Below are 14,755 nucleotides of genomic sequence, written 5' to 3'. Positions count from 1 at the left end.
AAGATAAACTGAGAAAACAATTACGGAGAATTTTACAGACTATGAGAACACTTGAAATTAAAAAGAATGACGCAAATCAGCGACTCGATAAATTTTTACAGAAAAGATTCAAAACTCTGCCAAAGTCGCTTATGTACAAATATATAAGAAAAAAGTGTATTAAGGTAAACGGCAAAAAGTGTGATATTCAGACCATGCTCAAAGAGGGCGATGTGCTTACCTTTTATATTAAGGACGAATTTTTTGAGGCATCGGAGCAAAAAAGCTATGAATTCATGAAGGCACCGAAAACCTTTGACATTGTTTATGAGGATGAAAACCTTATACTTATAGATAAAAAGCCGGGCATAATCGTACACCCCGACAAGAATTATCACTTTGATTCACTTGTTGCAAGAGTTCAGCACTACCTGTATGACAAAGGTGAATATAATCCCGATGAAGAAAAAGCCTTTGCGCCTGCACTTGTAAACAGAATTGACAGAAACACGGGCGGAATTGTTATTGCGGCTAAAAATGCCGAAAGTCTAAGAATCCTAAACGTAAAAATGAAAACAAGAGAGCTTGAAAAATACTATCTCTGCCTTTTATACGGAAAGCCAAAAAGGGACAGCGACACACTTCACGGCTATATGACCAAGAATGAAAGTAAAAACAAGGTTACTGTTTTCAAAAATGAAGTTGAGGGTTCAAAAGAAATCAAGACAAAATATGAAATTCTTGACTTCAACGGCAAATTCAGCCTTGCCGAGGTTGAACTGCTGACGGGCAGAACTCATCAGATAAGAGCGCATATGGCATCAATCGGACATCCGCTTGTGGGCGATACAAAATACGGCAAAGGCAAAAAAGCACCCGACAGCATTAAGTATCAGGCGCTTTACAGCTATAAGCTGAAATTCAATTTTGAAACCGATGCAGGCATTCTTAATTACCTTAACGGCAAGGAATTTGAGGTAAACGATGTATGGTTTGCAAAAAACAGAAAGATAAATCTAGATAGATAAAGGCGGTCAATAACCGCCTTTTGCTTTGCAAAAGCAAAAATAGTATTCTTATTTTATACACATAAATGCACTCATTGTGCCTCTGTGACCTTTGGTGGCACGGTGACTCCATAAGAGGTCGCTGTTGCAATTGGTGCAGACATCCGAAACTGTTATGTTTTCATTTTTTACACCTGAAGCAGTAAGAATCTGACGGTTGGTTTCTAAAAGGTCAACCATATATTTTCCGTTTCCTTTTTCAAAAACGAACTTTGAGCTGTCAAGGTCTGCAAGATTCAGAAAATGTTCTGCACACGGATAGTCAACCTCATAGCAACAAACTGAAATTGCGGGACCGATTGCAGCTTTGATATCGGCAGGATTTGTACCGTAAAGCTCAGTCATTTTCTCAACAACCTTTTCCCCTATTCTGCCGACAGTTCCCCTCCATCCGGCATGGGCAAGTCCGATTGCCTTATTCTTTGTATCGACAAAAAACAGCGGTGTGCAGTCGGCATAGTAGGTTACAAGGGTTACTCCCTTTTCATTTGTAATCAAAGCGTCAACGCTCTCCATATCACGGGGCTTGTAGATACCTATGCCCTTTTCGGCAGATGTTACCGCTCTTACAACCGTGTGGTGATCCTGTGCCGAGGCTACAAGACTTTCATAATCAAAGCCTGCACTTTTGCAGAATCTTTTGTAATTTTCGGTTACGCTGTCGGGATTGTCACCTCTGTTGAATGCCATATTCATTGATGTAAATTCACCCGTTGACACACCGCCGAGTCGGGTTGTGAATGCGTGATTGATGAAATTAATTTCTGATAAAGAATTATATGTAAGATACGGAACCGTATCAATGTTGTTGAGCTTCATTGTTTTTGAAAAAAATTTCATAAGTGTTCCTTCCATATTTTATAATAAGATTATTTTTAACCGATTAATTGCTTTGTCAATATTTTCCGACAAAATATTATGCTTGAAACACGGCTGAGTTAATGATATACTATATTCATTCAGAGGTGTTGATTATGAAAAAAAGTTTGTTTGGCAAGAATATTCCTGTCAACTGTTCATATTGCGAATACAACGGAATTGAAAATGATATTATGTTCTGCAAAAAGTCAAAGCAGGTCAAAGACGGAAAATGCAGATCGTTCAAGTATGACCCATTGTTGCGTATGCCGAATGTCACGGTTTTTAAGACAGATTTTTCGGCAAAGGATTTTAAACTTTAATCCGCCGTATTTCGTATTTTTATTATACAGGAATGAATTTTGTTAATATTCCTTTTCAGAATTAAATTACACATTCAAAAGAAAAAGCTTTACCGTTTTTTGGTAAAGCTTTTAGTTTTGCAGTCTTTATAAATTTACGCCATCTGAAAATCTCGAATATAGCTTGTGATAGCCTTTTCAATGATTTCCTTTGCCTTGTCAACACCGTCAGTTTCGGTTACCGAAGTAACCTTGTCAGCCTCAAGTGTTTTGTAAACCTGGAAAAAGTGCTGAATTTCTTCAAAATAGTGTTTTGGAAGTTCGCTGATGTCGCTGTAGCAATTGTAGTTGGGATCGTTAACGGGAACTGCAATAATTTTTTCGTCACAGCTGTCGTTATCAACCATATTGAGAACGCCGATAGGCTTGCATTCAACGAGCGTCATCGGCTGAATTGTTTCACTGCACAAAACAAGAACATCAAGCGGATCGCCGTCATCTGCAAAGGTTCTCGGAATAAAGCCGTAGTTTGCAGGATAGTGAGTTGATGTAAAAAGCACACGGTCAAGCTTGAGCATACCTGTTTCTTTGTCAAGCTCATATTTGTTTTTGCCGCCCTTTGAAATTTCGATTACTGCATAAAACTTGTCTTTTGTAATTCTCTTCGGAGAAATGTCGTGCCAAATGTTCATAATTTCTGCCACCCTTCTTAACCTTATTTTTTATATATCCTGTAATACCCTGTGAAACATTATGTTATGGTTTAATTATAAGAAATCTATCAAACTTTGTCAAGGAATTTTTGTAATTTCAATCAAAATAATTCAAAATAAATAATCCTCGGTCATAATTACTCAAAGATTATGACCGAGTTTGATTATTTAAGTGTTTTAAATTTTAAGTGTTGTCATAAACCTCTCGCCTGTGACCTATAGACAAAGCAAGAATAACAAGTTCTTCGTCTTCTATAAGGCAGAGCAGTCTGTAATCTCCGATACGATACCGCCATTGACCTTTGCAATTTGCCGTGAGAGCTTTTCCCTTTACTCTGGGGTTTTCACAACCCGACAAATTCTTTTCAATCCACGCTTTAATCATCTTCATGGTATATCTGTCGAGTTTTTTAAATTCTTTTTCAAATCTCGGAGTGGTTCTTACAACATAACTCATATGTCAAGTTCCTTCCAAAAATCAGAGATTGGTCTGCTTTCTTCACCGCTCTTTTTGTATTCATCATAAGCGTCATCAAAAACGGCAAGGTCATATTCTTCTTCGATTTTTTCAAACAAAGCCTGTTTAAAAGCCTCTCCGAGTGATATTGAGTGCAACCGAGCATAGCTGTCTACTATTTTCTTTTCCTGTTCTGTTAATCTGATTGAGAATGCCATAATACTGACCTCCTTGTATAGTACATTGTACTACATTATTATTTCTTTGTCAATGAATTTTATTCGATAAAAGTAAAAGAACACGACAAAATCAATCTGCCGTGTTCAATGTTATTAAATTTACTTTCTCACATTTTCAACAATAACTTTTACAAACTGAATTATAAATGTCGGGATGAATGCAAGGAGGGCTATAAAGCCTGCCTGTGCGCCTGTGAGTGCGGTAACGCTGAAAAGCGGCTGCATAAACGGAACAAACAATACAAATGCGAGCAGTAATGTTCCGATAAAGAAAGCACCTATGCTTGCCGTATTTGAAAAAAGTCCGAGTTTAAAGATTGAATGTGTACTTCTGCAATTAAAGCCGTGGAACAGTCTTGCAAGCGTGAGTGTTGCAAATGCCATTGTGCTTGCAACGGCTGGACTTGTCTGAAGTCCGATGTAGAATGAAATGAGCGTTACAACGGCAATCAAAGCGCCCTGTCCGAGCATAAGAGCAGAAAAGCTTTTTGTAAGGATTCCCTGTTTCGGATCACGGGGTTTCTGCCTGAGCAAATCTTTTTCGGGCTTCTCCATACCGATTGCAATTGCTGGAAGTGAGTCTGTAAGAAGGTTGATAAACAGAAGGTGAACCGCCTCAAACGGTACGGGCAGAGCCATGATTGAACAGAACAACACGGCAAAAATACCTGCCATATTACCCGAAAGCAAGAAAAGAATTGCATTTTTAATGTTGCGGTAAACATTTCGGCCGTTTGCAACCGCCTTGATAATTGTAGCAAAGTTATCATCCTGAAGAATCATAGATGCGGCGTCTTTTGAAACTTCGGTACCTGTGATACCCATTGCAACACCGATATCCGCTTTTTTGAGAGCGGGTGCGTCGTTTACACCGTCACCTGTCATGGAAACAATGTTGCCTTTTCTTTGCCAAGCCTCAACGATTCTGATTTTGTTTTCAGGAGAAACTCGTGCATAAACAGAAATTTTTTCAATTTTTTCGTCAAGCTCCTTATCGCTCATTGCGTCAAGCTCAAGACCTGTAACTGCGATGTCGCCGTCATTGAAAATACCAATCTGCTTTGCGATTGCACTTGCTGTGATTTTGTGGTCGCCCGTAATCATAACAGGCTTGATTCCTGCACGGATTGCATCGGCAACAGCCTGTTTTGACTCCTCTCTCGGAGGATCTATCATTGAAACAAGTCCGATGAATGTATAATCATTCTCTGTGTCAACCGTGAGAGCCTCATCAGATTCCTTATATGCAAAGGTGAGAACACGGAGTCCCTGTTCGGAATATTCACGGTTAACTCTTGAAATCTCAGCCTTATCTTCATCTGTAATAGGACGAATACCGTCTTTTGTTGCGATACTTACACAACGGTCAAGAATCGAATCAAGCGCACCCTTAGTGAGAATATGATTTACACCGTGCATTTTGTACTTTGTGCTCATCATCTTCCTGTCGGAATCAAACGGAACTTCCTCAACCCTTGTAAGGACATCCCTAAGCACATTTTCGTCAAGTCCGATATGCTGAAATGTTTCAAGCAAAGCGTACTCGGTCGGGTCGCCTATTCCCTTTCCGTCAACGATACTCGAATCGTTGTTTAGAACCATATCGTAAAGGAGATGACGGTGGCTTTCAATATTAAGGTCGAGCTGATCCTCAAGAATACTTTCGCCGTTCACATAGATTTTCTGAACAGTCATTTTGTTTTGTGTGAGCGTACCCGTCTTATCGGAGCAGATTACAGACACACAACCGAGGCTTTCAACAGCCTTCAAATCCTTGATAACGGCATTTTCTTTTGCCATTTTTTGCGTACCCATTGCCTGAACAATTGTGACGATTGAGCCGAGTGCCTCAGGGATTGCGGCTACTGCAAGTGCAACGGCAAACATAAGAGAGTTGAGAACCGACATTCCGTTGAACATACTCAAGCCGAAAACTACTACACAGATTGCCATAATAATAACGGCAAGTCTGCTCGAAAATTTATCAAGGCTGAGCTGGAGGGGAGTTTTCTTGCTCTTTGCCTGATTCATAAGTGTAGCAATTTTACCGATTTCTGTGTTCATGCCTGTTTCCGTAACAACGACAATTGCTCTGCCATATGTTACAAGGCTACCCGAAAAGACCATATCAGTGCGGTCGGCAAGCGGAACTTCCTTTTCAATTGTCTCCACACTTTTGTCAATATTTGTAGATTCACCCGTGAGCGAGCTCTCATTCACCTGTAATGAATAGTTATTGATTATTCTTCCGTCTGCAACAACAAGGTCACCTGCCTCAAGTACAACAATGTCGCCAGGAACGATGTTTTCTGAATCAATTTCAATTTTTCTTCCGTCACGGATTACCTTTGCCGAGGGTGACGAAAGCGATTTAAGGCTTTCAAGTGACTTTTCTGCCTTGACATGCTGAACCGTGCCGAGAATAGCGTTAAGTGTGATTACCGCAAAAATTACGATTGTGCTTTCAACACTTCCCGAAAACATTGAAACAATTGCCGCAATTATAAGGATTATTACCATAAGGTCGGCAAACTGACTTAAAAACACCTGAAAAACAGATTTCTTTTTGCTTTCTTCAAGCACATTTTTTCCGTGTTTTTCAAGAAGGCTGTCAGCCTGTTGTGACGAAAGTCCTTCGCTTGTGACACCGAGCTTGTCAAGAGTTTCGCTCTCGGTCAACTGATACCAATTTTTCATAATTTTCTCCTCCGTTCGGATTGCAGAATACAGACAGACTGAAAAAGGCAAATAAAAAAGACCTTTATTGCAAGGTGCAACTCACCCCACAATAAAAGTCTTGTTCTTTAAGATATAACCGATACCGAAAACGGTATGTACTGACGATTAATATCACAGATTATCTGCGAACTACTCCCCTTTATCTGCAACCATTCTATCAAATTTATTCCTCATTGTCAACAGAATTTTCCGAAATTTTGTTGATATCATCATTTTCGGCAACAATTTCATCTGTGACAAGGTGTCTTTTGCGTTTTTTGGGTTTACTGCAGGTTGCAAATATTATGCCCAAAAATGCAAGAAAAGCACCGCTGCATGAAAAGGCTGCGGAGAAATACGGGCGTTCAAGAGCATATGCAACAATTGTTGCAACAATGAAAAGCACTGCGGCAACAAGCATTAATATAAAAGCGGTTTTATAAAGACCGTTCATTTTTCTTTTCATAATCAATCACCAAGATTGTTTGCAATGTTTGCAAAATCTTCAAGTTTAAGCTGTTCCGCCCTTGCATTCAGAGGAACGGATGAATTTTCAAGAATTGCGTTGACCTCTGCCTTTGGCAAAGAAAGTCCCGATGCAAGAGAATTTGAAAGTGTTTTTCTTCGCTGTGAAAAGGCGGCTTTTACAACCTTAAAAAACTTCTTTTCGTCATCAACCTTCACGGGCGGTTCTTTGAGAATGTTAAGTCTTAAAACAGCCGAATCAACCTTTGGAGCAGGCATAAACGAGCCGGCACTAACCGAAAACAGCATTTCGGGTTCTGCGTAATAGTTGACCGATACCGTTACCGCACCGCTTGCACGAGAACCCACCTCAGCACAAATTCGCTGAGCCGCCTCTTTTTGAACCATAACCGTGATTGCACAAATCGGCAGTCTGTCCTCAAGTAATTTCATAATTACGGGAGATGTGATGTAGTACGGAAGATTTGCACACACAACAACATCCATTCCCTGAAATTCTTCTTCAATCAGCTTGTGCAAGTCAATTTTAAGAATATCATCGTTTACAACTTTAACATTGTCGTGTTCGGAGAGTGTTTCTTCAAGAACGGGAAGAAGTCGCTTGTCAAGCTCAACCGCTACAACCTTGTCGGCAAGCGAGCAAAGCTCTGTTGTGAGAACACCTATTCCGGGACCGACTTCAATTACGCCAACTCCCTCTCCGGCACCCGAAAGCTCTGCCATTCTCGGACAAACTGACGGGTTTATAAGAAAATTCTGACCGAGTGACTTTGAAAAAGTAAAGCCGTGTCTTGAAAGTATATCTTTGATTGTACCTATATCTGATAATTTTTTCATCTTAATATGCGAAGCCCTTTCGGATATTTATTTTTCAGTCTTGAATTTGACGCTTTGCCAAAGCCTGTTGTGATTCCGTTTACGCAGACAGCCGTATAGCCTTTGACATCCTGTGACACGGCAATTTCCTCACCGTGAAGATACGCTGCAATTTCTTTACTGTTCACATCAAAATCAACTGCGGATTTACAGTTTTCCTTTTTAGCTGCCGTAAATGCACTGTGATGCGGTTCGATTCTGTTCTTGACAATTTCGCCGAGAATAACTCCCGCACGTAGAATCTGCAAGCCTTTTACATCAAAATTATAATTCTGTGGAAGAACTATAATTTTATCCTTTATAACCTCAATATTTTCACCGAACGGTCTATCGATAAAAATACTGTCATAAAAATCAAAAATTTTCGAGTCAATTTTATTATTCTTTTTAGGAATATTATAATTAGAATACGGCTCGCCCTTTTTGTGAAGCTTGGCGGCAAAATGTCCTTCTCCGCCGTCCATCGGGAAAATTCTTCTCGCATAATCAAGCGTAGGTCTGCCGAATGTTACGCCCGAATCAACAAGTTCAAAATCGGGATTTTCTGTAAGGAAGCGAGAAATTACGCCCTCGTTTTCTTCCTTTGAAAAAGTACAGGTTGAATAAACCATATGTCCGCCGTTCTTTAGGGCATCCTTTGCACTGTTAAGAATCAAAAGCTGACGGGCGGCACAACTCTTTACATGCTCAATGCTCCATTCACGCTCCGCATCATTCTTGCGGAACATTCCCTCACCGCTGCAGGGGGCGTCAACAAGAATCCTGTCAAAACGATTTTCAAGCCTTTTGCAAAGTTCATCGGGACGGCAGTTTGATACAACTGCGTTTGAAATTCCCATTCGTTCAATATTCGATAAAAGAATATTCGCTCTGTTTCTTACAATTTCATTGCTCCACAAAAGTCCTGTTCCGTTAAGTTTAGCGCCAATTTGCGTACTTTTTCCGCCCGGAGCGGCACACAAATCAAGGACATAATCGCCCTCATGAACATCAAGCATTGTAACTGCCGAAGTTGCAGACGGTTCCTGAACATAGAATGCTCCTGCATGGTGCAGAGGATTGTTGCCGATTGACTTAACATCGGACGGAATATAGAAGCCCTCATCGCAAAACGGAGTTTTTTTGAGTTCAAAATCAAGAAGTGAACAAAGCTTTTCGGGCAAACATTTTAAGGTGTTGACACGAAGTCCCTTTATGAAATCGTCACTGTTGTAAAATTTTAAAAATTCGTCAAATTCATCACCCAGAAGTGATTTCATTCGCAATAAAAAATCATTCATGAATAAACAAGCCTTTTCGGGTTAATAATAGTTTTGTAAAGGAGGTGTTGAAATGAACTTCAATCAGAATCGGAACAACAATAAGAACAAGAACGAGCAGAACAGCCAGAATAAGAATCAGAACAACAATCAGAATAAAAATCAGCAGAACAGCCAGAACAAAAGTCAGAACAATTGCAGATGATTACATTCTGAAGTTCTCCCGAGCCGTGTCTTTTTGATACGGCTTTTTTCTTTATGGGAATTAATAGCCGTATTCTTCGCCGATGATAATAACCTTGATTCTGTCAATATGTCTTTGCTGAGCAGATACCACATAGTTACAGCAGATTCTTGTGTCACCGTGACAACCGTCACAGAGCTCGGGATTTTCTTTTCTCAATGAAACACATTCGCCTGTTTTTCCGCAAGGGGTTTCAATGCCGAGTCTGATTGTATTCTGCGGAGCGGCAATTGTTTTAACTCTCTTGATTGCCTCGTCAATATTCTTTACAATTTTGTTGATACCGCATACAACGATAACGCTTTTCGGACCGTAAAGAAGTGCGGCAACACGGTTTGAGTTGCCGTCAACATTATAAAGCTCTCCGTTTTCGGTAAGAGCGTTTGTACTCATAAAAAATGTGTCTGCCCTGAAAGTCTGACGGTAAACCTCTTCAACCTCGGGACGAGTCATTCCGGGTGCGGAACGGTCAAGAAAATTGTAATCGGGTGAATTAATTATCTGATAAATTCCCGTTTCGTCGAGAGTTTTTGAACCTCCGCATGAAATTGTTTCGCCCTTTTTAATGAGTGTTTTTACAAGTGCCTGAGCCTCTTCGCTGTTTTCGCAAAAATAAGGTTTCATCTTGTTGCGTTCAAGATTTTTCATAACTTTCTCAACTTTTGCTCTCATTTCATCCGTCATAATAATTTCTCCGTTTCATAATTTCATAAAGTAATTAAGCAAGCTTTTACATTAAATAATAGTTCTTTAAAAGAACAATATTCGCCCCTACACTTGACATTCTGCCTACGGTTACAATCTGCTCACACACAATAATTGTGATATTATACACTTGCCAACATTTTCGCCAAAATCATATGTAATCATTATACAATACAAATTGAATTTTGAAAAGAAAATTATTTGTCAACGGCACGCGTTTTGCGAATAAAATGATAAGAGATTAATTTTAGGAGAGATTTTATGCCGTCAGTTTATCTTTCACCGTCATTGCAGGAGTACAACCCTTATATTGACGGAGGAAATGAAGAATATTATATGAATCTTATTGCAGACGCCATGGAGCCTTATTTGAGGGCAAGCGGAATAGATTTCAGGCGAAACGATCCCGATATGACGCTGAGTCAGGCAATTGCAGATTCAAACAAGGGCAATCACGATTTGCACCTTGCAATTCACAGCAATGCCGCTCCCGAGGGTTCGGCGGGCAGATACACGGGTGCTGACATTTATTACTATCCGACAAGCAGTAACGGCAAGCGTTTCGCTGAAATTCTGCAAAAGAATTACAAGGATATTTATCCCGAATCGAACGATGTTGACATAATCCCTACCACCTCACTTGCGGAAGTCAGACGGACAAAATCACCGTCGGCATTGATTGAGGTTGCATATCACGATAACCCCGAAGAAGCTCAATGGATTAGGGACAACATTAATGCAATCGGCAGAAATCTTGCAAAATCAGTTGCCGAGTATTTTAATTTGCCGTTTGTCGAGCCGTAATTTAATTTTGACAAATAATAAAGGTCAACACGATTATGTGCTGACCTTTTGTTATTCATCAAGATATGCGTTTAAAAATAATCAGATCTTTCGCTCATATTGTTTCTTTCATTACATTTCAATTAGATGTTCACAACATTCGGAACACAAATTTCTTTTAATATTAACTGCTTGCCCAACCGCAAATTTCAATTTGTTTTTATACAACTTCAATATCATTCATCTCAATACTGCCCCAGGCTTTTTGCCAGGTGTTTTGGTATTTATCGGGTTTTCTTCTTCTGAAAGTCAAACCGTCTGCGACCTCTAAGGTTTCAAAGGGGGCGGCATCGTTCTTTCGGCTGTAAAAAACATAGCGTGTATAGTATCCGCCACGAACAATTTTTGATATGTCTATTTTCAATTTTGCCGTGTGGGTTTCGCCCTTTTTTCCCGAATAGAAATTTTCAACCACAAATGCGGTAACGGGATATCTTCGGTAATCGCTCACTTCAACACGCAGACAAAGATTTTCAATATCAGCCTTGTTTTTCCATGTGAGTTCAAGCAGAATCTGCTCGTCATCATAGAAAATATTATTCTCTTTGCCGTTATATCCGGCAAATTGCAGACATAGGTCGTTTCTGTCGGCATGATGCTTGTGTTCGTTTCCGACATATTCAATGGCACGGAAATTTTCGTTTGCACTTCCGAGATAGATTTTTACAGCGTCTTCAACATCGCCGTCAAAAACAATTTTGCCGTGATCAAGAACTATGCACCTGTCGCAAAGGTCACGAATAGTATTCATATTGTGTGAAACATAGAGGACAGTTCTGTCCTCCTCGGTTGCAAGGTCACGCATTTTCCCGATACACTTTTTCTGAAAGTGCATATCTCCGACAGCAAGCACCTCGTCCATAATCATGATTTCTGCATCAAGGTGTGCCGCAACAGCAAACGCAAGCTTTACGAACATACCCGATGAATAACGCTTTACGGGCGTGTCAATGAACTTTTCGCACTCTGAAAATTCAATAATACTGTCTATTTTTGAAGCGACCTCTTTCTTTGTCATTCCGAGGATTGCACCGTTAAGGTAGATGTTTTCCCTGCCGGTAAGCTCAGCGTGAAAGCCTGTTCCGACCTCAAGCATACTGGCAATTCGTCCCCTGAAACGCACTCTGCCGTCTGTCGGAGAGGTAATTCTGCATAAAACCTTTAACAGAGTTGACTTGCCTGCACCGTTAGCGCCTATAATTCCTATGCGTTCTCCACGGTTTACCTCAAGGTTCACACCGTCAAGTGCTAAAAATGTGTCGCCTTTTGTGTATTGTTTGGCACCGATTCTCTGATTCGGATCTTCTTTACCTCTTTTTTTTGCATACCAACTCTGCAAATCATGACGGAGAGTTCCCGAACCGATTGCACCGAGTCGGTATTCTTTTGAAAGATTTTCAATTTTTATTACGCAATTTTCATTCATTTCAGTCATGACATCATACCGTATCTATAAAATTCTTTTCTACCATATTAAAGACGATTATTCCGAACAGAAGAACGACTGCCGTAACAGCAAAGCTCAATATGAGATATTGCCACGGAAATGTTCCGCTGCCTAAGAATCCGTAACGGAATGTTTCAATTAGCGGAGCAACAGGATTTAAGAGTACAAGCGGACGGAATGAATCCGACACCTGAGAAACAGGATAAACAACAGGAGTAATATACATCCACAATGTTACTCCGAATGAAACAAGCACACCGAGGTCACGGTATTTTGTTGTTACAGACGAAACAATCAGTCCGCAGCCTGTGCCTAAAAGTGCCGAAGAAAGCAAAATCAAAGGCATAAGCAATGCACATAAATTCGGGTGAACATTTGAACCCGTAAACATATATATAAGAACAAGTATAAAGAACATTACAAAGTTAATCAAAAAACCGATTGTGTTGTAAATTATGTTTGCGCACGGCATTACGAGCCTTGGAAAATACACCTTGCCGAACAGCCTTGCGTTGCCGATAAAGGTTGATGAACTGCCGTTAAGACAGCTTGAAAAAAACGACCACAAAATATTGCCTGCCATAAAAAACAGGAATTGAGGCATTCCGTCAGTTGAGATATTGGCAATCATACCGAAAATTACGGTGAAAACAAATGTTGAAAGGAACGGCTTTATTATTATCCACAACGGTCCGAGTACGGTTTGCTTGTAGGAATTTTTAAAATCACGCTTTACGAACAGCATAACAAGGTCACGGTACTTTCGGACATCACCGAGATTAAGCTCAAACAATCTGCGTTTTGAAGTAATATCGGTTATTTCATTATTTTTCAAGCCACATTCCCCTTTTGTCGGTATTTCACATACAAAAAATTTTAACACATTTATATTTTTGTGTCAATTCAGGTTGATTTGCAGACATAATAATGATAAAATAAATTAAGTTTATTTACGAAAGGAATTTGAAAATGACAAAAATTAAAAAGATTTCGGCAATTATGGTTGCCGCAGTTATTCTCTGCACATGCTTTTTAATGAGCGGTTGCGGCGGTGACACAGAGAGCAGTTCTTCTGGAAAAGCAACTTCTGCAGTTTCAAACGAAGAAACGACATCCGCAAGCACAGACACAACCGACTACAAATCAAGCTACACAGCTACTATTGATGTTAAAGACTACGGTAAAATTGAAGTTGAGCTTTATGAGGAGCTTGCTCCGATTACAGTCAAGAACTTTGTTGACCTTGCAAAAGACGGCTTTTATGACGGTCTTACTTTCCACAGAATTATTACCGGCTTTATGATTCAGGGCGGCGACCCAAAGGGTGACGGCACAGGCGGCAGTAAAAAAACAATCAAGGGCGAATTTGCTCAGAACGGTGTTGAAAACAACCTTTCACATACAAGAGGCGTTATCTCAATGGCTCGTTCAAATGATCCCGACAGTGCAAGCTCACAGTTCTTTATTGTTCAGGCTGACAGCACATATCTTGACGGTCAGTACGCTGCATTCGGCAAGGTAACAAAGGGTATGGATATTGTTGATAAAATCTGCAAGGACACACCTGTTACAGATTCAAACGGTACTGTTGAAAAGAAAAATCAGCCTGTTATCAACTCAATTAAGATTGAGGAAAAATAATGAACGGTATAACTGTTCTTGTTGATGCGGATGCCTGCCCTGTTGTAAAATCGGTTGAAAGGATTGCACAAAAGCACAATGTTCCCGTTGTGCTTTTATGTGACACAAACCATGTTCTAAAGTCAGATTACAGCGAGATAAAAATTATCGGTGCAGGTGCAGACGCAGTTGATTTGGCGCTTGTCAACCTTTGTAAAAAGGGCAACATTGCGGTAACTCAGGATTACGGAGTTGCGGCACTTGTGCTTGGAAAGGGTGCGTACTGTATTCATCAATCGGGAAAAATTTTCTCGGATGATAACATAGGCGGTCTGCTTATGGACAGACACCTTGCCAAAAAGGCGAGAATGTCAAACGGCAAGCATCACATTAAAGGACCGAAAAAGCGTACAAAACAAGATGACGAAAACTTTGAAAAAAGCTTTGAATCTTTGCTTGTGAAAGCGTTAAATAATTCTAATTAAGAATAATAATTTTTCGGCATATACTTGAAATGCACAGAAATGTGTGTTTCAATAATCATAGGCAAAATGATGTAAATAGTCCATTGGGCAAAACGAAACCCTCGAAGCTACCGACTTTGAGGGTTTATTCATAGGTTGGCTGTTGAAGTTACTATCTATCCAACCACTTGCAAATGTAGTAGGCAACTACACTTGCTCCAACAGATAGGAAAAAGGATATAAGCAACTCCAAGAAAGTCGCCTCCTTCCTGCCGGAAAGAGTCAACAGCACAATCAGTATATCACATCTATTGAAATATGTCGATATACTTTGACACTCATTTACAAACAGAACACCCCGAAGAACTTAATCTTCGGGGTGTTTTATGTTTTACCGTAAGAATTTTTGCAGTCGCATACTCGGGCAAAATATGATATAAACGATTCAAACTATCTTCCCGACCGCACCTAACAGCTA

17 protein-coding genes are annotated in these 14,755 nt (G+C 40.0%); 6 read left to right on the top strand and 11 right to left on the bottom strand.

The features are described from left to right. Window positions 1-41: 41 nt before the first annotated feature. Window positions 42-1,007, top strand: a complete 966-nt coding sequence (locus tag AC2HW8_RS04750) for an RluA family pseudouridine synthase (RefSeq protein WP_484327218.1) — start codon at window positions 42-44, stop codon at window positions 1,005-1,007. Between the two features lie 48 nt (window positions 1,008-1,055). Here the strand turns inward: AC2HW8_RS04750 and pgeF are convergent, their stop codons facing one another. Continuing rightward, on the bottom strand, window positions 1,056-1,886 hold the full coding sequence (gene pgeF, locus AC2HW8_RS04745) for a peptidoglycan editing factor PgeF (RefSeq protein ID WP_293616051.1): 831 nt from the start codon (window positions 1,884-1,886) through the stop codon (window positions 1,056-1,058). Between the two features lie 134 nt (window positions 1,887-2,020). Here pgeF and AC2HW8_RS04740 point away from each other — a divergent pair, with 134 nt between their 5' ends. Then, window positions 2,021-2,227 (top strand): hypothetical protein, encoded by a 207-nt coding sequence (locus AC2HW8_RS04740; RefSeq protein ID WP_015524077.1) that lies wholly within the window; start codon window positions 2,021-2,023, stop codon window positions 2,225-2,227. Between the two features lie 134 nt (window positions 2,228-2,361). Here AC2HW8_RS04740 and AC2HW8_RS04735 read toward each other — a convergent pair whose 3' ends face one another. The 7 genes from AC2HW8_RS04735 to AC2HW8_RS04705 form a co-directional block, all read right to left on the bottom strand. Beyond that, window positions 2,362-2,898 (bottom strand): inorganic diphosphatase, encoded by a 537-nt coding sequence (locus AC2HW8_RS04735; RefSeq protein WP_015524078.1) that lies wholly within the window; start codon window positions 2,896-2,898, stop codon window positions 2,362-2,364. 205 nt (window positions 2,899-3,103) lie between these two features. Beyond that, the gene (locus AC2HW8_RS04730) at window positions 3,104-3,376 is read right to left on the bottom strand and encodes a type II toxin-antitoxin system RelE family toxin (protein WP_298762961.1); all 273 of its coding nucleotides are present in this window, start codon (window positions 3,374-3,376) and stop codon (window positions 3,104-3,106) included. Further along, complete coding sequence (gene relB, locus AC2HW8_RS04725; RefSeq protein WP_015524080.1) at window positions 3,373-3,594, bottom strand: type II toxin-antitoxin system RelB family antitoxin; 222 nt, start codon at window positions 3,592-3,594, stop codon at window positions 3,373-3,375. The genes AC2HW8_RS04730 and relB overlap by 4 nt, the downstream gene beginning before the upstream one ends. A 120-nt stretch (window positions 3,595-3,714) precedes the next feature. After that, window positions 3,715-6,312, bottom strand: coding sequence for a cation-translocating P-type ATPase (locus AC2HW8_RS04720; protein WP_117519623.1), 2,598 nt, complete (start codon window positions 6,310-6,312; stop codon window positions 3,715-3,717). A 205-nt stretch (window positions 6,313-6,517) separates the two neighbouring features. Further along, window positions 6,518-6,799: a hypothetical protein gene (locus AC2HW8_RS04715; protein WP_119251640.1), complete on the bottom strand. Its 282-nt coding sequence runs from the start codon at window positions 6,797-6,799 to the stop codon at window positions 6,518-6,520. A 2-nt stretch (window positions 6,800-6,801) separates the two neighbouring features. Beyond that, window positions 6,802-7,656, bottom strand: a complete 855-nt coding sequence (rsmA, locus tag AC2HW8_RS04710; protein ID WP_117519624.1) for a 16S rRNA (adenine(1518)-N(6)/adenine(1519)-N(6))-dimethyltransferase RsmA — start codon at window positions 7,654-7,656, stop codon at window positions 6,802-6,804. Continuing rightward, window positions 7,653-8,975 (bottom strand): RsmF rRNA methyltransferase first C-terminal domain-containing protein, encoded by a 1,323-nt coding sequence (locus AC2HW8_RS04705; RefSeq protein WP_337806020.1) that lies wholly within the window; start codon window positions 8,973-8,975, stop codon window positions 7,653-7,655. Before AC2HW8_RS04705 ends, rsmA begins: the two co-directional genes overlap by 4 nt. 52 nt (window positions 8,976-9,027) lie before the next feature. On the opposite strand from AC2HW8_RS04705, the gene AC2HW8_RS04700 reads away from it, so the two are divergent. Next, the gene (locus tag AC2HW8_RS04700; protein WP_484327217.1) at window positions 9,028-9,159 is read left to right on the top strand and encodes a hypothetical protein; all 132 of its coding nucleotides are present in this window, start codon (window positions 9,028-9,030) and stop codon (window positions 9,157-9,159) included. Window positions 9,160-9,219: 60 nt separating this feature from the next. Here the strand turns inward: AC2HW8_RS04700 and AC2HW8_RS04695 are convergent, their stop codons facing one another. Continuing rightward, a complete protein-coding gene (locus AC2HW8_RS04695; RefSeq protein ID WP_303671992.1) occupies window positions 9,220-9,882 on the bottom strand; it encodes a lactate utilization protein in 663 nt (220 codons plus the stop codon). A 282-nt stretch (window positions 9,883-10,164) separates the two neighbouring features. Here AC2HW8_RS04695 and AC2HW8_RS04690 point away from each other — a divergent pair, with 282 nt between their 5' ends. Then, window positions 10,165-10,707, top strand: a complete 543-nt coding sequence (locus AC2HW8_RS04690; RefSeq protein ID WP_021884141.1) for an N-acetylmuramoyl-L-alanine amidase family protein — start codon at window positions 10,165-10,167, stop codon at window positions 10,705-10,707. Between the two features lie 199 nt (window positions 10,708-10,906). On the opposite strand, the gene AC2HW8_RS04685 is transcribed toward AC2HW8_RS04690, so the two are convergent. Both AC2HW8_RS04685 and AC2HW8_RS04680 read right to left on the bottom strand, forming a co-directional pair. After that, window positions 10,907-12,181 (bottom strand): ABC transporter ATP-binding protein, encoded by a 1,275-nt coding sequence (locus tag AC2HW8_RS04685; protein ID WP_296665927.1) that lies wholly within the window; start codon window positions 12,179-12,181, stop codon window positions 10,907-10,909. 4 nt (window positions 12,182-12,185) lie between these two features. Further along, on the bottom strand, window positions 12,186-13,028 hold the full coding sequence (locus AC2HW8_RS04680) for an ABC transporter permease (RefSeq protein WP_484327216.1): 843 nt from the start codon (window positions 13,026-13,028) through the stop codon (window positions 12,186-12,188). Window positions 13,029-13,162: 134 nt separating this feature from the next. Here AC2HW8_RS04680 and AC2HW8_RS04675 point away from each other — a divergent pair, with 134 nt between their 5' ends. Both AC2HW8_RS04675 and AC2HW8_RS04670 read left to right on the top strand, forming a co-directional pair. Further along, window positions 13,163-13,834, top strand: a complete 672-nt coding sequence (locus tag AC2HW8_RS04675; protein ID WP_304013688.1) for a peptidylprolyl isomerase — start codon at window positions 13,163-13,165, stop codon at window positions 13,832-13,834. Between the two features lie 8 nt (window positions 13,835-13,842). Beyond that, window positions 13,843-14,298, top strand: a complete 456-nt coding sequence (locus AC2HW8_RS04670; RefSeq protein WP_484312208.1) for a YaiI/YqxD family protein — start codon at window positions 13,843-13,845, stop codon at window positions 14,296-14,298. The last annotated feature ends 457 nt before the right edge of the window (window positions 14,299-14,755 follow it).

The organism is Ruminococcoides sp. (assembly GCF_057037865.1).
This window is presented reverse-complemented; position numbering and strand designations above follow the sequence as displayed.